Source organism: Allobosea sp. Tri-44, assembly GCF_004123845.1.
Classification (GTDB): Bacteria; Pseudomonadota; Alphaproteobacteria; order Rhizobiales; family Beijerinckiaceae; genus Allobosea.
This window is the reverse complement of record NZ_NBDP01000015.1, coordinates 35,808-54,489: the sequence shown is the minus strand read 5'-3', so window position 1 is coordinate 54,489 and position 18,682 is coordinate 35,808. Positions and strand designations below refer to the sequence as shown.

The window sequence follows — 18,682 nt, the reverse complement described above, 5'->3', positions numbered from 1 at the left end:
ACGGGATGAAACGCGTGAGGAGAGGCCAGCGATGGCAGGCGCCAATACGGCAGCGATCGCCTTCATCGGCTTTGGCGAGGTCGGCCAGGCCTTCTCGCGCGGGCTGCTGGCCAATGAAGGCGTTGCCATCCGCGCCTATGATCTGCTCTTCGGCAGCGAGGCCGGCGGCCGTCTCGAAGCAATGGCGCAGGAACTCGGCGTCGTCCGTGCAGTCTCGGCGCAGGAAGCATGCTCGGGCGCGGCCTTCGTCTTCTCGGCTGTCACTGCCGACCGGGCCGAGGCGGTGGCTGCCGAAGCCACATCCTGGCTGAAGCCGGGACAGATATTCGTCGATGTCAACTCGGCCGCGCCCTCGACCAAGCAGCGGGCGGCGCAGGCGATTGCTGCGAGCGGCGCCGACTATATCGAAGCCGCCGTGATGGCGCCGGTGCTGAAGCCCGGCCTCAAGGTCGCGATCCTTTCCGGTGGGCCCAAAGCGCAGGCCGCATCCGAGGCGCTCAACCGGCTCGGCATGAATCTGACGCCGGTCTCGGAGGTCTATGGCCGGGCCTCGGCGATGAAGCTCTGCCGTTCCATCGTCATCAAGGGGCTGGAGGCGCTGATGGTCGATTGCGCTGCCGCCTGCGAGGCCTGGGACGTCAAGGACCCGGTCTTCGCCAGCCTCAACGCGACCTTCCCGTCGATCGATTTCCATGCCCTTGCCGCCGATATGCGCGAGCGCGTCGCCACCCATGGCGTGCGCCGCTCGGCGGAGATGCGCGAGGCAGCCGAGATGCTCGGCATCGCCGACCTCCACCCCGGCCTCGCCCAGGCAGTCGCCGACGCCCAGCTGCGCGGGGCCCGCCGCAAGGAGGGGGCCCGGTGATGCTGGATCGTCGTTCCGTTCTCGCCGGCCTTGGGATCGCTGGCTTCGCCGGACTGGCGCCGGCGCGCGCTCAGCCGGAGTGGCCGAGCCAGCTGATCCGGATCGTGGTGCCGTTTACGCCCGGCGGCAGCACCGACGTCCTGGCGCGACTGCTCGCCAACAAGCTCGAGCGCAGCATTACCGGCAAGGGCTTCGTGATCGAGAATCGGCCGGGCGCAGGCGGCATGACCGCTTCGGGGCAGGTCGCCAAGTCCGAGCCCGACGGGCATACGCTGATGATGGGCCATATCGGCACGCTGGCCTTCGCGCCCTCGCTCTACCCGAACGTGCCCTATGACCCGATCAAGGATTTCCAGCCGGTCGCGCTCGTCGCCATGCTGCCGAACATCCTGGCGATCAATCCGAAGCTGCCGGCCAAGACCCTCGGCGAGTTCATCGCCTACGCCAAGGCCAATCCGGGCAAGCTGAACTATTCCTCCGGCGGGCAGGGCAGCGCCGCTCATATCGCCACCGCCTATTTCTGCTATCGCGCCGGCATCGAGGCGACGCATGTGCCCTATCGCGGCACGGCGCCCTCGGTAAACGATCTCGTCGCCGGGAATGTCCAGTTCACGCTGACGGGCGGGCCGGCGGTGCTGCCGCTCGCGGAAGGTGGCCAGCTTCGGGTGCTCGGTGTCGCCGCGCGCGAGCGCGTCGGCTTCGCGCCCGATTTGCCGACCTTGTCCGAAAACGGCTTGCCGGACTTCGAGGCGGTGCAATGGTACGGGATGGTGGCGCCGGCGCGTACGCCACGCCCGATCGTCGAGCGGCTCAATCGCGAGATCAATGCGCTGCTCGGCCAATCCGATTTCGCCGCGGCCCTGGCCAAGGACGGCGCCATTGCCCGGCCTGAAACGCCCGAGGGCTTCGGCAAGCTGATCGGCTCGGAACTCGCGCTCTGGCGTGACGTCATTACCCGTGCCGGCATCAAGGCGGCGGAGTGAGCGATGGGTCAGCTCGCCATCCCCTGCATGCTGATCCGCGGCGGCACCTCGAAGGGCGCCTACTTCCTGCGCGACGATCTGCCAGCCGACATCGCCGCGCGCGATGCGATCCTGCTCGCGGTGATGGGCTCGCCCGACAAGCGCCAGGTCGACGGGCTCGGCGGCGCCAACCCCCTGACCAGCAAGGTCGCGATCGTCTCGCCCTCGAGCGAGCCCGGCTGCGATATCGACTTCCTGTTCGCGCAGGTTGGCATCGAGACGGCCTCGGTCGATACCACCCCGAACTGCGGCAACATCCTTGCCGGGATCGGGCCGTTTGCGCTGGCGCGTGGCTTGGTGAAGGCGACTGGCGCGCGCACGACGGTGCGGGTTCGGACGATCAACACCGGCACGATCGCCGACCTGACCATGGACACGCCGGACGGCGAGGCGAGCGCTGAGGGTTCCGCGCGCATCGACGGCGTGCCGGGGACCTCGGCGCCGATCGATATCGGTTTCCTCGATGCCGAAGGCTCGGTCTGCGGGGAGCTGCTGCCGACCGGCAATGTCGTCGATGTTATCGAGGGCGTGCCCTGCACGCTGATCGACAACGGCATGCCGGTGATCGTGCTGCGTGCCGCCGATGTCGGGCGCACCGGCTACGAGCCGCGCGACGAGCTCAACGAGGATGCCGAGCTCAAGGCCCGGATCGAGGCCATCCGCCTTGCGGCAGGGCCGCTGATGAATCTCGGCGACGTCGCGAAGAAAGTCGTGCCGAAGATCGCGCTGGTCGCGCCGCCGCAGGCCGGCGGAGCGATCTGCACGCGCAGCTTCATCCCGCATGAATGCCACGCCTCGATCGGGGTGTTTGCGGCGGTGACGGTCGCGACCGCTGCAGTATTGCCGGGCTCGCCTGCCGCCTCCGTCGTTGTGATGCCACAAGGGCGGGAGCGTTCGCTTTCGGTCGAGCACCCGACCGGCGAGTTCACGGTGACGCTGACGGTTGGCGGAACCACTGAGCGGCCGGTGATCGAGCGGGCCGGGCTGCTGCGCACCGCGCGCATCCTCATGGCCGGCGAGGCCTTCGTGCCGGCTGGTAGATTGTGAGAGAGGAGCGCATGCGATGAGCGCCCAGAAGACAGGCCTGGTGATATCAGCCCATCCCGGCGACTTCGTCTGGCGAGCCGGCGGGGCCATCGCACTGCATGCCAGGCGCGGCATGCGCGTCAAGATCCTCTGCCTGTCCTATGGCGAGCGCGGCGAGAGCCAGTTCGCCTGGAAGAAGGCCAGCGTGCAGATGGCGGAGGTCAAGGCGCAGCGTCGCGAGGAGGCTGAAGCCGCCGCCGCGCTGCTCGGCGCCGAGATCGAGTTCATGGATGCCGGCGATTATCCGCTGCGCACCACCGAGCCGATGCTGGAGCGCGCCATCGACATCTTTCACGAACTCGGTCCGAGCTTCGTGCTGACGCATGCGCTCGAAGACCCCTACAATGTCGACCATCCCGAGGCGACGCGCTTCGCCCAGGAGGCGCGCATCATCGCGCAGGCGGCCGGCCACAAGCCCGATCCCAACCGTGCCTATGCCGCCCCGCCGGTCTTCCTGTTTGAGCCGCACCAGCCGGAGCAGTGCAACTTCAAGCCGAACGTCATCCTCAACATCGACGAGGTCTGGGAGCAGAAGCGCAAGGCGTTCGAAATCCTCGCGGCGCAGAAGCATCTCTGGGAATACTACACCCGTGTCGCGCTCAATCGCGGCATGCAGGGCGGCCGCAACTCCGGTAAGGCGATGACCTATGGCGAGGCCTATCAGCGCCTCTTCCCGGAAGCCCTGGAGGCGCTGGCATGAACCCCGTCGTCATCCGCACCAGGAAGCGCGCTTCCGCCGCCGCGATGGCCGATCTCGCGGCGCTCGGCGTCTCGACTACGCATGAGGCGATGGGCCGGAGCGGGCTGCTGAAGCCCTATATGCGGCCGATCTATGCCGGCGCGCAGATCGCCGGCGGCGCGGTGACCGTGCTGGCCCAGCCCGGCGACAACTGGATGATCCATGTCGCGATCGAGCAGGTGCAGCCCGGCGACGTGCTCGTCGTCGCCTGCACTGCCGATAATACCGACGGCATGTTCGGCGACCTGCTCGCGACCTCGCTCAAGGCGCGCGGCGGTGTCGGCCTCGTCATCGACGCCGGGGTGCGCGATGTGCGCACGCTGACCGAGATGGGCTTCCCGGTCTGGTCGCGGGCGATCTGCGCCAAGGGCACGGTCAAGGCGACGCTCGGCTCGGTCAATGTACCGGTGGTCTGCGCCGGGGCGCTCATCCATCCCGGCGACGTGATCGTCGCCGACGATGACGGCGTCGTCGTGGTGCCGCGAGGCGATGCCGAGGCGGTCGCCGCCGCCGGCCGCAAGCGCGAGGCCAATGAAGACGAAAAGCGTAGACGCCTGGCTGCTGGCGAACTCGGGCTGGACATGTACGCTATGCGCGACGGCCTCGCGAAGGCGGGCCTTACCTATCGCGACGACGAAGACGAATAATCCAACGAAAGCCCCGGAAAGGGGATTGGTAGAACTCTTGGGAGGAACGACATGACCAATCGCAGGACTGTTCTCAGTGGAATGCTCGGCCTCGCTCTGGCCGCTTCGGTCAGCGGCGCGGCTTTGGCGCAGGATGCGGTCAAGATCGGCCTGATCCTGCCGATGACCGGCCCCTTCGCCTCGACCGGCCGGCAGATCGCCGCGGCCGCCAATCTCTACATCCAGGAGAAGGGCGCGACCGTCGCCGGCAAGAAGATCGAGCTGATCGTCAAGGACGACACCGGCACCGCCGACGTCACCCGCCGCATCGCGCAGGAATTGATCGTCAACGACAAGGTCACGGCGATCGCCGGCTTCGGCCTGACGCCGCTCGCGCTCGCGACCGCCCCGCTGGCGACGCAGGCGAAGACGCCGATGGTGGTGATGGCGGCGGCGACCGCGATCATCACCGAGCGTTCGCCTTTCGTCGTGCGCACCAGCCAGGTCGTGCCGCAGATCGGCGCGCCGTTCGGGACCTGGATCGCCAAGCAGGGGACGAAGCGCGTCATCACCATCGTTTCCGACTTCGGCCCGGGCCATGACGTCGAGAATTCGTTCTCGGAGGCGTTCAAGGCCGGCGGCGGTCAGGTCGAGAACATCCGCGTGCCCCTGCAGAACCCCGATTTCTCGCCTTTCCTGCAGCGCGTCGCCGACGCCAAGCCCGAAGCGCTCTTGGTCTTCGTGCCGTCCGGCGTCGGCGCCCAGTTCATGAAGCAGTTCGTCGAGCGCGGCCTCGACAAGAGCGGCATCAAGCTGATCGGCACCGGCGACCTGACCGATGACGACATCCTCAACGGCATGGGCGACGTCGCGCTCGGCGTCATCACCGCCCAGCATTATTCGGCCTCGCATGACAGTCCGGAGAACAAGGCCTTCGTCGAGGGCTTCAAGAAGGCCAATCCCGGCATGCGCCCAAACTTCATGGCGGTCGGCGGCTATGACGGCATGCACGCGCTCTATGAGGGCCTGAAGAAGACCAAGGGCGAGGGCGGCGAGGCGCTGGTCACGGCGATGAAGGGCATGAGCTGGGTGAGCCCGCGCGGACCGATCTCGATCGACCCCGAGACGCGCGACATCATCCAGAACGTTTATATCCGCAAGGTCGAGCGCGTGAACGGCGAGCTCTGGAATCAGGAATTCGAGACGATCCCCAACGTCAAGGACCCGACCAAGGCCAAGAAGTAAGCCGGCCAGGGCGGACGCGGCGTGCTCACCATCCTCTTCGACGGCGTCGCCTACGGCATGATCCTGTTCGTGCTGGCCTGCGGGCTGTCCGTGACCATGGGGTTGATGAACTTCATCAACCTCGCCCACGGCGCCTTCGCCATGTTCGGCGGCTATGTCACCGTGCTGGCGATGCAGCGGCTCGGCCTGCCGTTCCTGTGGGCGCTGCCGGCGGCCTTCCTCGCGGCTGCGGCCGCAGGGCTGGTGCTGGAGCGGTTGGTCTACCGGCCGATGTACGCCAAGAGCCATCTCGACCAGGTGATGTTCTCGATCGGGCTGGTGTTCATGGCTGTCGCCGGCGCCGACTATCTGATGGGGTCGAGCCAGCAATTCGTGCATCTGCCGGCCTGGCTGAGCGGGCGCTTCGACCTCGCCGGCATCGGCGTCGGTCGCTACCGGCTCTTCATCATCGTGCTCTGCGGCGCGCTCGCCTTCGCGATGCAATGGGGCTTCACCCGCACCCGCTTCGGCAGCCGGCTGCGCGCCGCGGTCGACGATGCCAGGGTGGCGCGCGGCCTCGGCATCCCCGTGAGCCGGCTGTTCGCGCTGACCTTCGCCTTCGGTTCGGGTCTTGCCGGCCTCGGCGGGGCGCTCGGCATCGAGTTGATGGGGCTCGATCCGACCTTCCCGCTGAAGTTCATGATCTACTTCCTGATCGTCGTGACCGTCGGCGGTACCTCGACCATCTCCGGCCCGTTCTTCGCCGCGATGCTGCTGGGCGTTGCCGATGTCGCCGGCAAGTACCTCGTGCCGCAGCTCGGCGCCTTCATCATCTACGCGCTGATGGTGGTCCTGTTGATCACCCGGCCGCATGGCCTGTTCGCACGAGGCCGGGCATGAGCGCCGACGGCATCGAGGCGCGCATCCGGCGCTCGCTCTATGGCGCGCGCCGCTGGCATCCGGCCGAGATCGTGTTCTGGGTCCTGGCGGTAGCGGCATTCTTCCTGCTGCCGCGCCAGCTCCTGATCCTGAACGAGATCGCGATCCTCGGGCTCTTTGCCGTCTCGCTCGACCTGATCCTCGGCTATGCCGGCATCGTCTCGCTCGGGCACGCCGCCTTCTTCGGCTTCGGCGCCTATGCGGCCGGGCTCTTCGCCAAGCATGCCAGTGCCGATCCGCTGGCCGGGTTGGCTGTCGGGATGGGGGCGGCTGGCCTGCTTGGCCTCATCACCAGCCCGCTGATCCTGCGCGGCAGCGACCTGACGCGCCTGATGGTGACGCTCGGCGTCGCGCTGATCCTGAGGGAATTGGCGAACTCGCTCGGCTGGCTCACCGGCGGCGCCGACGGTTTGCAGGGCATCATGATGGGGCCGGTGCTCGGCCTGTTCGAGTTCGATATCTTCGGCAAGGTCGCCTATCTCTATTCGCTCGCCGTGCTGTTCGTGCTGTTCGTGCTGGCGCGCCGCATCACCGGCTCGCCCTTCGGCCTGTCGCTGCGGGCGATCCGCGACAATCCCCTGCGCGCCTCGGCATCCGGCGTGCCGCTGCATTGGCGGCTGGTTGCGGTCTACACGCTGGCGGCCGCCTATGCCGGGGCGGCCGGGGCGCTGCTCGCCCAGACCACGCAGTTCGTCTCGCTCGACGTGCTCGCCTTCCACCGCTCCGCCGACCTGATGCTCGTCCTGATCATCGGCGGCGCCGGCTATCTCTATGGCGGGCTGATCGGCGCGATCGCCTTCAAGCTGCTGCAGGACGTGATCGCGAGCTTCACGCCGCAATACTGGATGTTCTGGATCGGGCTGTTCCTCGTCCTGTTCGTCCTTGGTGGGCGCGAATTGATCCATGGTGGCATCAAGGCGGTGGTGGACCGGATCGCGCGTCTCGGCCGGAGGTCGCCGACATGAGCGTGGCGCTCCAGACCTTCGACCTCTGCAAGAGCTTCGGCGGCATCACCGCCACCGACCATGTCGACTTCACGCTGGCGAAGGGCGCGCGTCACGCGCTGATCGGCCCGAACGGCGCCGGCAAGACCACTTTCGTCAATCTCCTGACCGGGGTGCTGCGCCCGAGCTCCGGCCGCATCGAATTGAAGGGTGAGGACATCACCGCGGTCTCGCGCGAAGCCCGGGTCGGGCGCGGGCTGGCGCGCACATTCCAGATCAATCAGCTCTTTGCGACGATGACGCCGGTCGAGATGATCGCGCTGGTGACCTCCGAGCGGCTTGGGCGCGGCCGGCAGCCACTGCGCGCGCTCGACCGTGACGCTGAACTCGTCGCCCAGACGGCCGAGATCCTTGCCCGCTTCAAGCTCGACGACATCATGGACGAGCACATCGCGACCTTGCCCTATGGCAAGCAGCGCCAGATCGAGATCGCCGCCGCCTTTGCGGCGAAGCCCAGCGTGCTGCTGCTCGACGAGCCGGCGGCGGGTGTGCCCGAGGCCGAGCGGCGCGAATTGATGGCGATGGTCGCGAGCCTGCCCGAAGACGTCTCGGTGCTGCTGATCGAGCACGACATGGACCTCGTCTTCCGCTTCGCGACGCGGATCACGGTGCTGGTCAATGGCCATGTGCTGGCGGAAGGCGATCCGGATGAGGTCGCACGCGATCCGGCCGTCCGTGCCGCCTATCTCGGGGAGCACGCCCATGGCTGAACTCCTCAGCGTCGAGCGCCTAAGCGCCGGCTATGGCGAGGCCATGGTGCTGTTCGACATCGATCTGGTGCTCGCCGAGGGCCGCTCGCTCGCGCTGCTCGGCCGCAACGGCGTCGGCAAAACGACTTTGGTCAACAGCATCATCGGCGTCACCCGCCGGCGCGGCGGCAGGATCGCGTTCGGCGGGCGCGACATCACCGCGGCCTCGCCGGAGCAGCGCGCGCATGCCGGCATCGGCTGGGTGCCGCAGGAGCGCAACATCTTCAAGTCGCTGACCGTGCTGGAGAACCTGACCGCCGTCGCGACACCCGGCCCGTGGACGACAGAGCGCGTCTTTGCGATGTTCCCGCGGCTCGCCGAGCGCAAGGGCAATCTCGGCAACCAGCTCTCCGGGGGCGAGCAGCAGATGCTGGCGATCGGCCGGGCGCTGATGCTCAACCCCAAGCTCCTGCTGCTCGATGAGCCGACCGAGGGCCTTGCGCCGATCATCGTCGAGGAATTGCTGCGCGCCCTGAAGCGCCTCGTCCGCGAGGAGGGGCTCTCGGCGATCGTGATCGAGCAGCATGCCCGCAAGATTCTCGAACTCACCGACGAGGCGATCGTGCTCGAGCGCGGCCGTGTCGTCCTCGCCGCCGGGAGTGCCGAGCTCCTCGCCGACCCGTCACGGCTGGAGCGCCATCTCGGCCTCGCCGCCGCCTGATCCATCGACTGAAAACAGGGAAAGGAAACGTCATGAGCCAGAGACAGAAGCCGCCGTTCCGGGGCGACATGGTCGGCAGCCTGCTGCGCAGTGCGCCGGTCAAGGAGGCCCGCGCCAAGCTCGCGGCCGGTGAGATCGGGCAGGCCGAGCTGACCGCGATCGAGGACGAGGAGATCAAAAAGCTCGTCCGCAAGCAGGAGGAGCTCGGCCTGCAGGCGGTCACCGACGGCGAGTTCCGCCGCGCCTTCTGGCATTTCGACTTCCTGGACGGCTTCTCCGGCGTCACCAGCTTCGAGACCGATTCAGGCATCCAGTTCAAGGGCGTCAGCACCAAGGGGCATGCAGTCCGCGTCACCGGCAAGCTCGACTTCCCGGACGATCACCCGCATCTCGCCCATTTCAAGTTCCTGGCTTCGGTCACCAATCGCGTGCCGAAGATGACGATCCCGAGCCCGTCCATGCTGCACTATCGCGGTGGACGGAAGGCGATCGATCCCAGCGCCTATCTCAGGGTCGAGGACTACTACGACGATCTCGGCAAGGCCTACGCCAAGGCGATCAGGGCTTTCTACGATGCCGGCTGCCGCTATCTCCAGCTCGACGACACCAGCCTGTCCTATTTCTGCGATCCCGAGCAGCGCAAGATGCTGGCCGAGCGCGGCGACGATCCTGAGCAACTGATCTTCATCTATCGCGACGTGCTCAATGCGGCGCTCAAGGCCAAGCCCGCCGACATGCAGATCACCACCCATACCTGCCGCGGCAATTTCAAGTCGACCTTCATCGCCTCGGGCGGCTACGAGCCGGTCGCCGAGATGGTCTTCAACGAGATCAATGTCGACGGCTATTTCATGGAGTGGGACGACGACCGCTCGGGTGGTTTCGAGCCGCTGCGTTTCCTGCCCAAGGGCGACAAGCAGGTCGTGCTCGGGCTGGTGACCTCGAAGTTCGGGGAAATCGAGAGCAAGGACAATCTCAAGCGCCGGATCGAGGAGGCATCCAAGTTCGCGCCGCTGGAGCAGCTCTGCCTGTCGCCGCAATGCGGCTTCGCCTCGACCGAGGAAGGCAATGTCTTGGCGGAGGAGGAGCAGTGGGCCAAGCTCTCGCGTATCCTCGAGGTGGCGAAGGAAGTCTGGGGATGAGCGGGGAGCCGTGCTTCGACATCGCCCATCTCGGCCATGTCGAGCTCTTCACCGACAAGCCGCAAGAAAGCCTCGACTTCTTCGTCGACATTTTCGGGCTGACGGAGAGCGGGCGCGAGGGTGACAGCGTCTACTTGCGCGCCTGGGACGACTACGAGTTCCACACGCTGAAGCTCACTGCGGCGAAGACGACCGGCGTCGGCCATATCGGCTACCGCGCCAGCAGCGAGGCGGGGTTGCTGCGACGTGTCGCGGCGATCGAGGCGATGGGCTGCGGCATCGGCTGGACCGAGGGCGATCTCGGTCATGGCCGGGCCTATCGCTTCCGCGATCCGGACGAGCACGTCTTCGAGATCTATTTCGAGACCAACAAGTATGCCGCTCCTGAGACGGAGCGGCCGGCCCTGAAGAACCAGGCACAGCGCAACCATGGCCGCGGCTGCGCTGTGCGCCGGCTCGACCATCTCAACCTGCTGGCGCAGGACGTCGCGGCGATCCGCGAGTTCATGCCGAAGGCGCTGGGGAGCCGCGTCACCGAGCAGATCGTGCTCGATTCCGGCGAGGTCGGCGGCTGCTGGTTCACCGTCAACAATAAGAGCTACGACATCGCCTATACCCGCGACCACACGCCGGCACGCGGGCGCTTCCACCATGTGACCTATGCCGTCGACCAGCGCGAGCACATCCTCGAGGCGGCCGATCTCTTCCTCGAGAACGGCGTCTTCATCGAGACCGGCCCGCACAAGCACGCGGTGCAGCAGACCTTCTTCCTCTATGTCTACGAACCCGCTGGAAACCGCGTCGAGATCGCCAATGCCGGCGCGCGCCTGATCCTCGATCCGGACTGGCAGACCGTGACCTGGACGGAAGAGGAGCGGAAGAAAGGGCAGGCCTGGGGGCTGAAGACGATCGAGAGCTTTCACACCCACGGCACGCCGCCGTCGGCGAAGGGGTAGAGAACCCACAGCCCTCATCCTGAGGAGCAGCCGAAGGCTGCGTCTCGAAGGATGCTCCAGATACCTCGTGAGCCTCCTGTAGCATCCTTCGAGACGGCCGCTGTGCGGCCTCCTCAGGATGAGGGCTTGGGGAGTCAGGTCAGAGAGAAATCTCAAACCACTTCCGAGACGATCTTGGCGATCAGTGCGTTCGACAGGATGACCGGGAGGCCGGCGGTGGCCGCCTCCTGGCGATGGCGCTCGACGAAGCCCATGCAGTCCATCAGCAGGATCTGTGCGCCGCGCTCGGCCAGGTCTTGCGCCGCAGCTGCAACGGATAAGCTGTCGCCACCATAAGGCGAGGCGGCGGCATAGATCGGCGAGCAGGCGAGCGGCGTCCATTTCCCGGCCTCCGAGGCGATCTGCTCGGCGAGCGGCACGATGATGCCTAGTTGAGCATCCTGAACCAGCGCCGCGACGGTGGGAGGCAGAATGCGGTCGGGCTCGATCAGCCGCGCGCGCTTGGTGGCCAGGCTCGCGAAATGCCCGGTGCAGAGCATCAGGATCGTGGTGCAGCCGGCCTCTTCCAGCATGGCGAGCTTGGCTTGCGCGGCCCGCTCGGTGCGCCTGCGATCGATGACGACCGAAGTCCCGTCGAGCAGCTTGGTGATGAGGAGTGCGCCGCCGGGTTCGGGCGCGAAATCGTTGGTGATCTGATCCTGCGACAGTCCGTCGAGCACGCCAGCATGGAGCCGTGGCAGCCCGGGAGCGAGCACCGCATCGAGGATCGGCGTGATGTCGGCGCGCGGCGCCTGGCCGATGGTGAGGGTGCCGAGCTTGCCCATGGCGAGGCCCTTCACTTTGCGTGCCTCTTTCCGGGGCGTTGCGCAGTAACGAGACCGGAATCCATGGCCACGACGCTGCTCCAGTTCGTCATGCTCGCCCTTGTGGCGAGCATCCACGTCTTGAACATCTGCTCGATCAGCGAAGCGAAGACGTGGATGGTCGGGACAAGCCCGACCATGACGGAAAGGGCGGTGTTCATGGGTTCCGGGCTCATCGCTGCGCGATGCCCCGGAAAGACGACGTTGATCCTCAAGGCTTCCTGAAGTTCTTCGAGACGGAGTCGAAGAAGGAGAAGATCGCGTCGCCTGCGATGATGCCTGCTGCGAAGACCTCCATGTCGCCTTCGCCGGACGAGCCGCGCAGCTTCTCCCATATCAGCCGGCAGAGGATGCCGGCCAGCACCGCCCAGCCCGCCATAGGGAAGTTGATCAACAGGCCGGTGGCGAAGAGCACGCCGATCTGGCGCTTCGGTCCGCCGACGAATTGCAGGATCGCGCCGGGGATCGCCCAGAGGAAGAGCTGCCAGGCGACGCCGGGCGCGACGCCGGCCTTGATCGTCGCGGCATAGACCTTGTCGACGGGGGCGACGAGGTTCCGGTCGAAGAAGGACTGGTAGGAGACCAGCACGACCGCGCCGGCGATGACGAAGGCGAACATCGCGGCGAAGAGCTGCTGGCGGCGGCCTTCGCGCTCGAAGGCGGGGTCGGCGCCGTTGCCGCGCAGGAGATAGCCGGCCTTGAGGTCGTAGCCCATGTCGGCGAAGGCAGGCCCGGTCGCGGCCGAGAAGCCGACGAGCAGCGCCAGCGCCGGCATCGGGAAGCCGATGAGCATGCCGATGATCAGGGTGATCAGCGCCACGGCGAAGGCCGGGAACCAGCCTGAATGCATCGCGGCGAGGCCGACGATCAGCTCGTGCACATAGGCCGCGAAGGCGGCATAGAGCACGAACAGGATCAGCATGCCGATCGACATGTCGGTCATCAGCCCGCCGACCAGCGCGATGAAGACGGCGATGACGAGATAGCCGATCGTGCCGAGACCGAGCGCGCGCTTCACCTGCGCATCCGAGGTGCCCGAGGCGGCCTCGGCCTGCTTCTGGGCTTCGTCGCGGCGGAAGAGCAGCATGCCGACTTGCAGCAGCGCGACGAGGCCGGCGCCGATCATGAAGCCGTGCGGGATGTAGGCGGCCATCAGATCGCCCTTGGGGATGATGGTCTCGAAGAGCGGGCCGCCGAAGATCTGGCTGGAATAGCCGCGCAGTAACAGGCCGATGCCGAACATGGCCAGTGCCCAGATATTGCCGATGAAGGCGACGCCGAAGGCTGACATCGGGATACTCGACATCGCGGCCGAGCCGGCGAAGCCGATCCAGGCCAGCGGCACCTTGACGAAGCCTACGAGGATGGCGGTGACGAAGCCGACGCCCATCAGCACCGCCTTGCGGCCGCCCTCGTCGCCGGCCTTGATCGCCTCTGCGGCGGCGACGCCCGGCGGCCAGGCGCCGGTGGCCGGGAAGACGCGGGAATCGAACATCCGGTAGAGCAGGTAGCCGTCGAGCAGCATCGCGGCGAAGGCGCCCGCCAGCATCGGCAGGACGAGGTCGGGGCGGCCGAGCAGCCAGGGGATGCCGACCGGCAGGAGCAGGCTGTTCGCCGCGCCGAAGGTGGCCGAGGAGATCGCGCTCTGGGCCAGGTTCTGGACGTGGATCGAGCGATAGCGCGCGAACATCGCCAGCGGCACGCGCGCCAGCGCCATGGCGGCGAGCGCGCCGATCAGCGAGGTGTTCGCGGTGATCCCCAGCGACACCAGGAGCTGCATCCCGATGATCGCGCCGAAGACGCAGAGGATCGCGATCAGCGCCAGCGTCGCCGGCTCGAACAGGCTTGGGTGCCGCCGAGGCACTCCCTCGGTTTGGTTGGTCATGCCCTACGTCCCCTTATTGGCCCCAGCGGGCGTCTTTCGCTTGATCAGTCAGGCAACAAGGATGCCGGTCTTGGCTTCGCCGACATCCTGGGAAGCATGGGCGGCATGCACGCCGTAGTCGCGCTTGGCCGCTTCCGGCGAGACGAGGCCGAGGGCGATGTCGCGGGCGATCGCCTCGCGCGGACGCTCCGCGGCCGGGCCGTAGCCGGCGCCGCCGGCGAGCACGAGCTCGACGATCTCATGCGGCTGCTTGACCTGGACGAGGTCGCCGGTGCCGACGTCCTTCAGCACATGGCCCTGCTCGTCGATGACGCGTCCGGATGCGCCGCCGCCGGCCTTGCCGCCGAACAGACCCGGGATCGGGTTGTTGACCCCTTCCGGATAGAGCGAGACCAGCGTCGGCAGGCCGTCATCGGAGAGCTTGCGCAGGCGCACGCGCTGGCCGAGGCCGCCGCGCTGGCGGCCGGCGCCACCGGAGTCGGCGAGATAGGTCTTTTCGACCACCAGCACCGGCACGCGCGATTCGAAGGTCTCGATCGAGGTGTTGGCGGCCGAGGTCGGGTAGAGCAGGCCCGACTTGCCATCGCCATGGGCCGAGCCGCCCTGGCCACCGCCGACGAAGAGCATGTCTGAATAGGTGTCGCCGACCTGGTCGCGGCCATAGACGCTGGCCGCCACCGGCAGACCGGTGAAGGCCTGGACCTGCTTCGGGGCCGCCTGCGACAGAGCGCGGAAGATGTTGGGCGCGAGGTACCAGCCGGTGCGGGTGCGCAGGTTGACCGCCAGCGGCTTGTCGCAGTTCAGGATCGAGCCCTTGGGCGCGTCGATCGAGAAGGCGCGGTAGCAGCCGGCATTGCCGCGCACCGACGGGGTCAGCATGCACTTCAGCGGGTAGGTGGCGTGCGCCATCGTGTAGTTGAGGGTGCAGTTCAGCCCGCCCTGCGGCAGCTGCGGCGGCGCGCCGGCGAAGTCGAGATGGATGGTGTCCTCCTTGACCGTCAGCGCCAGCGGATAGGTCATCGGCGTGCCGAGCGGGTTGTTCGAGACCGTGCCGTGATAGATGCCGTCCGGCAGCGCGCGGATCGCCTCGCGCATCGCCTTTTCCGAGCGGCTCTGCACGACATGGGCGAGCGCCCTGAGGTCCTGCATGCCGTAATCGGTCAGGAAGGACGCCAGCCGCTCGGCGCCGATCGCGTTGGCCGCGACGAAGGAGTGCAGGTCGCCGAGCACCTGCTCGGAGTTGCGGACGTTCTCGGCGAGCAGGCGGACCAGCGTCTCGTTGATCTTGCCGGCCTCGTAGAGCTTCATCGGCGGGATCTGGAAGCCCTCCTCGTAGATCTCGCGGGCGCGCAGCGAGTCCTTGGTGCCGCCGATGTCCGAGACATGACCGACCGTGCCCATCAGGCCGACGACGCGGTTGCCGAGGAAGACCGGGGTAACGATGGCGATGTCGAAGAGATGGCCGGCGCAGAGCCAGGGATCGTTGGTGATCAGGACGTCGCCGGGCTTCAGCGTCTCGGCCGGATAGCGCTCCAGCAGCGCCTTCACCGCGCGCGGCAGGGTCAAGTTGAAGACCGGCATGGCGCGCGGCGAATGCGCCAGCGTCTCGCCTTCGGGGTCGAGCAGCTCGCAGGCGAAATCCTGCGCTTCCGAGATCACCAGCGAGAAGGCGGTGCGGCAAACGGTCAGCCACATCTCCTCGACGACGTTGATCATCCGGCTCCACATGATCTCGAGCGAGATCGGATCGGCCTCGATGCGCCGTGCCGCCTCGGCCAGCGGCATGTCGGCGGTGATCGTGGTTTCGACGGCATTGGCCTGGCCGACATGGATGATCAGGTTCAGGACATCGTCGATGGTGACGCTGTCGCCCGGCGGGACGATCGTGGTCGCCTCGCGCTCCTCGATGATCGCCGGGCCGCTGATCGTATCGCCCGAGCGCAGGGCGTAGCGGTCATAGACCTCGGCCTCGCTCCAGCCGCCCTCGAACCAGGCGCGGCGGGCACCCTTGACCTTTGCCGCAGCATCGCCGCCGCCGGCCGCGCCGGAGAGCGAGAGCGTCGGTACTGGGCCGGCGCAGCGGACGCGGAAGTTGATCGCCTCCAGCCGGGCGCCCTCATAGACCGAGGTGTAGCGGGCTGAATAGGTTTTGCTGAAGGCGGCGCGGATCGCTTCCAGGCTCGACGCATCGATCGCGCCAGAGGGCAGAGGCACGGCGATATCGTGCATCTGGCCGACGAGGCGCATATCAGCCGAGCGCTCGACCGTGACGTCGCCGGACTTCACCCCGGCTTCGATCAGGTGCTTGCGCCCCTCTTCTTCCAGCTCGGTCAGCACGCGATTGACGGCCGCGGCGTCGAAGCCTTCGGAGAACTCGACCGGCAACGAGCGTACCTGGTCGAAGGAGAGTGGTGCGGCGAGGAAACCGAGCGCCGAGGCCGCGCCCGAGGCTGGCGGAATGATGACCTGCTTGACGCCGAGCACGCGGGCGACGTCGACGGCGTGGGCAGGGCCGGCGCCGCCGAAGCCGACCATAGCGTAGTGGCGGGGGTCCTTGCCCTTCTCGACGAGATGGACGCGGGCAGCCGCGCCCATGCTCTCGACCACGACCTTGTGGATGCCCCAGGCCGCTTGCTCGACGGAGAGGCCGAGCGGCTTGGCGACTGTGGCGACAGCTTTGCGCGCGGCGTCCAGGTCGAGCGCCATGCGCCCGCCGAGGAAGAAGCCGGGATCGTAATAGCCGAGCACGAGATTGGCGTCGGTGACGGTCGGCTTCACGCCGCCCATGCCGTAGCAGGCCGGGCCGGGATCGGAGCCGGCCGAATGCGGGCCGACCTTGAGCAGGCCGACCTCGTCGATCGCCGCGATCGAGCCGCCGCCGGCGCCGATCTCGATCATGTCGATCACCGGCGCCTTGATTGGCAGGCCGGAGCCTTTGGCGAAGCGGTTGACGCGGCCGGCTTCGAGCATCGGCGCGATCTCGGCGCGGCCGTCCTCGATCATGCAGGCCTTGGCGGTGGTGCCGCCCATGTCGAAGGAGATCACGTCCTTGTGGCCGGCGAGCTCGCCGAACAGAGCGGTGGCCAGACCACCGCCGGCCGGACCGCTCTCTAGCAGGCGGATCGGGAAGGTGCGCGCCGTCTCGGGCGAGACCAGGCCGCCGGCCGAATGCATCAAGCGCAGCGCGCCACGGAAGGAGCGGGCGGAGAGCTCGCGCTCCAGTCGTTCCAGATAGCGCCGCATCAGTGGCTGGACATAAGCGTTGGCGGCGGTGGTGACGAAGCGCTGGTATTCCCAGATCTCGGCGACGACTTCGCTCGACAGGGAGACGGTCAGCTCCGGGCAGACCTCGCGGACGATGCGGCCGGCCTCCTGCTCATGCGCGGGATTGCGGTAGCTGTTGAGGAAGCAGATCGCGATCGCCTCGCAACCGGCGGCGGCGAGCTCGCGGGCGGCCTTGCGGACGGCCTCGGCATCGAGCGCGGTCACGACCTTGCCGTCGCGGTCGATGCGCTCGGGCACTTCGAGGCGATGCTCGCGCGAGACCAGCGGGTCGGGGAAAGTCAGGAAGAGATCGTAGATGTCGTAGCGCTGCTCGGTCCCCATTTCGAGGATGTCGCGGAAGCCTTTGGTGGTGATCAGGCCGAGCTTGGAGCCCTTGCGCTCGATCACGGCGTTGGTGACGAGGGTCGTCCCATGAACGATGTCGCCGACATCGGCGAGCGTGATTCCGGCCATCTCGACGAGTTCGCCAAGGCCGATCAGTGCGGCTTCGGACGGGTCGTGCGGCGTGGTCAGGCGCTTGTGCAGGAGGACCGAGCGCGCCTCACCGTCATAGAGGATGAAGTCGGTGAAGGTGCCACCGATGTCGAAGCCGATGCGCCAGCGATTGCTCATGGAGCAGTCTCCGCGTTTGAGAGGTTCAAGGGGAAGAAGCGCTTGTCCTGCGTCAGCGCCGCGATCTCGGCGGCGCCTTCGGCCAGGGAACGAATGATGGCGAGACGCTCGCCCGGCTCGACCGTCGCGGCCGGGAAGGAGATGCAGAGCGCGACCTCGTCGCCCGTGGTGGGGTCGCCGACGCCGACCGAAATGGCCCGCACGCCGCGCACCGCCTCGTCATGGGACTCGGCGAAGCCGGCGCGGCGGGTCTCGGCCAAGCGCACCAGCAATTCGTCCATGTCGCGTGGGGCGGTTTGCGACGGAGCGGTGAACCCTTCCGGGTAGAGCGCGCGGACTTCAGCGTCGGACAGCCTTGCGAGGAGGGCTCGACCGGTGCTGGAGGCGAAGGCCGGGATGCGGTCGCCGATCGAGGTGACGACTCGAAGCGCGTGCCTGCCGGGGTGGGCGGTGACGCCGATGATCTCGGTGCCACGGCGGACGCTGATGTAGCCGGTATGGCCGATCTGGTCGGAAACGCGCCCGACCACGGCGTCGGCGCGGTCGATCAGCGAGGCGGCGAAGCGGTAGAGCTGGCCGACCTGGGCGAGCAGCAATGACGGGCGGTAGCGCTTGCTGTCACCGACTGTCTCCAGAAGCCCCTCGTCGCGCATCGCCCTGAGCAGGCGCGAGGCGTTGCTCTTGGGCATGCCGAGGAGGGACACGAGGTCGGTCACGGTCACGTCGTGACGCGTGCGGGAGAAGCAACGAAACACGTCTGCGGCTGCCGTCAGGATGGACATCCGATTGCTTTCAAAGAAGTTCTAATAAATGGAACTTAAGTTGCAATTAAAGGAACAATACGCTGAGGCGGCTATGAGTCAAGACCGTTTGTGTCGCGGACCGACTCCGCGGCTGCCCGAATCGTTCGCGTTGAAGAGAGGGGAAGCGCCGGGAGCGGGCTGGGTGCGCTTAGCCGGACGCGCGATCCGCGAGCGCGACGATCGCCAGAAGGGGCGCGAGCGCACGGTTCGCTCGTCGTCGG

At 67.3% G+C, this 18,682-nt stretch carries 17 protein-coding genes; 13 read left to right on the top strand and 4 right to left on the bottom strand.

Annotation, left to right across the window (positions count from 1 at the left end; translation table 11 throughout):
* The first annotated feature begins 31 nt into the window (after positions 1–31).
* The 12 genes from B6S44_RS09705 to B6S44_RS09650 are packed head-to-tail and all read left to right on the top strand — an operon-like array spanning position 32 to position 11,013.
* Positions 32–865, top strand: a complete 834-nt coding sequence (locus tag B6S44_RS09705) for an NAD(P)-dependent oxidoreductase (RefSeq protein WP_129156704.1) — start codon at positions 32–34, stop codon at positions 863–865.
* Positions 865–1,848, top strand: a complete 984-nt coding sequence (locus tag B6S44_RS09700) for a Bug family tripartite tricarboxylate transporter substrate binding protein (protein ID WP_129156703.1) — start codon at positions 865–867, stop codon at positions 1,846–1,848. The genes B6S44_RS09705 and B6S44_RS09700 overlap by 1 nt, the downstream gene beginning before the upstream one ends.
* Before the next feature lie 3 nt (positions 1,849–1,851).
* A complete protein-coding gene (locus B6S44_RS09695; protein WP_129156702.1) occupies positions 1,852–2,934 on the top strand; it encodes a 4-oxalomesaconate tautomerase in 1,083 nt (360 codons plus the stop codon).
* A 16-nt stretch (positions 2,935–2,950) separates the two neighbouring features.
* Positions 2,951–3,673 (top strand): PIG-L deacetylase family protein, encoded by a 723-nt coding sequence (locus B6S44_RS09690; protein WP_129156701.1) that lies wholly within the window; start codon positions 2,951–2,953, stop codon positions 3,671–3,673.
* Positions 3,670–4,359, top strand: coding sequence for a 4-carboxy-4-hydroxy-2-oxoadipate aldolase/oxaloacetate decarboxylase (locus B6S44_RS09685; RefSeq protein WP_129156700.1), 690 nt, complete (start codon positions 3,670–3,672; stop codon positions 4,357–4,359). The genes B6S44_RS09690 and B6S44_RS09685 overlap by 4 nt, the downstream gene beginning before the upstream one ends.
* 51 nt (positions 4,360–4,410) lie before the next feature.
* The gene (locus tag B6S44_RS09680) at positions 4,411–5,583 is read left to right on the top strand and encodes an ABC transporter substrate-binding protein (RefSeq protein ID WP_129156699.1); all 1,173 of its coding nucleotides are present in this window, start codon (positions 4,411–4,413) and stop codon (positions 5,581–5,583) included.
* Between the two features lie 21 nt (positions 5,584–5,604).
* Positions 5,605–6,462, top strand: coding sequence for a branched-chain amino acid ABC transporter permease (locus B6S44_RS09675; RefSeq protein ID WP_129156698.1), 858 nt, complete (start codon positions 5,605–5,607; stop codon positions 6,460–6,462).
* Positions 6,459–7,466, top strand: a complete 1,008-nt coding sequence (locus B6S44_RS09670; RefSeq protein WP_129156697.1) for a branched-chain amino acid ABC transporter permease — start codon at positions 6,459–6,461, stop codon at positions 7,464–7,466. The genes B6S44_RS09675 and B6S44_RS09670 overlap by 4 nt, the downstream gene beginning before the upstream one ends.
* Complete coding sequence (locus B6S44_RS09665; RefSeq protein WP_129156696.1) at positions 7,463–8,215, top strand: ABC transporter ATP-binding protein; 753 nt, start codon at positions 7,463–7,465, stop codon at positions 8,213–8,215. Before B6S44_RS09670 ends, B6S44_RS09665 begins: the two co-directional genes overlap by 4 nt.
* Positions 8,208–8,915, top strand: coding sequence for an ABC transporter ATP-binding protein (locus tag B6S44_RS09660; RefSeq protein WP_129156695.1), 708 nt, complete (start codon positions 8,208–8,210; stop codon positions 8,913–8,915). The genes B6S44_RS09665 and B6S44_RS09660 overlap by 8 nt, the downstream gene beginning before the upstream one ends.
* 32 nt (positions 8,916–8,947) lie before the next feature.
* Positions 8,948–10,057 carry a 5-methyltetrahydropteroyltriglutamate--homocysteine S-methyltransferase gene (locus tag B6S44_RS09655; protein WP_129156694.1) on the top strand — a complete coding sequence of 370 codons (1,110 nt, stop codon included), beginning with the start codon at positions 8,948–8,950 and terminating at the stop codon, positions 10,055–10,057.
* Positions 10,054–11,013 (top strand): catechol 2,3-dioxygenase, encoded by a 960-nt coding sequence (locus B6S44_RS09650; RefSeq protein WP_129156693.1) that lies wholly within the window; start codon positions 10,054–10,056, stop codon positions 11,011–11,013. Before B6S44_RS09655 ends, B6S44_RS09650 begins: the two co-directional genes overlap by 4 nt.
* A gap of 152 nt (positions 11,014–11,165) precedes the next feature.
* On the opposite strand, the gene B6S44_RS09645 is transcribed toward B6S44_RS09650, so the two are convergent.
* Entirely contained in the window at positions 11,166–11,852 is a 687-nt protein-coding gene (locus B6S44_RS09645) for an AroM family protein (RefSeq protein WP_206735122.1), read from the bottom strand.
* Positions 11,853–11,900: 48 nt separating this feature from the next.
* Between B6S44_RS09645 and B6S44_RS09640 the strand changes: the two genes are divergently transcribed.
* The gene (locus B6S44_RS09640; RefSeq protein ID WP_129156692.1) at positions 11,901–12,101 is read left to right on the top strand and encodes a hypothetical protein; all 201 of its coding nucleotides are present in this window, start codon (positions 11,901–11,903) and stop codon (positions 12,099–12,101) included.
* On the opposite strand, the gene B6S44_RS09635 is transcribed toward B6S44_RS09640, so the two are convergent.
* From B6S44_RS09635 to B6S44_RS09625, 3 genes are read right to left on the bottom strand one after another with little or no spacing between them, the layout of a single operon-like run.
* A complete protein-coding gene (locus tag B6S44_RS09635; RefSeq protein WP_129156691.1) occupies positions 12,088–13,761 on the bottom strand; it encodes an OPT/YSL family transporter in 1,674 nt (557 codons plus the stop codon). The two genes, B6S44_RS09640 and B6S44_RS09635, sit on opposite strands and share 14 nt — an antisense overlap.
* 48 nt (positions 13,762–13,809) lie before the next feature.
* Entirely contained in the window at positions 13,810–17,658 is a 3,849-nt protein-coding gene (locus tag B6S44_RS09630; RefSeq protein WP_129156690.1) for a hydantoinase B/oxoprolinase family protein, read from the bottom strand.
* Complete coding sequence (locus B6S44_RS09625) at positions 17,655–18,440, bottom strand: IclR family transcriptional regulator (protein WP_129156689.1); 786 nt, start codon at positions 18,438–18,440, stop codon at positions 17,655–17,657. The genes B6S44_RS09630 and B6S44_RS09625 overlap by 4 nt, the downstream gene beginning before the upstream one ends.
* Positions 18,441–18,682 lie beyond the last annotated feature (242 nt).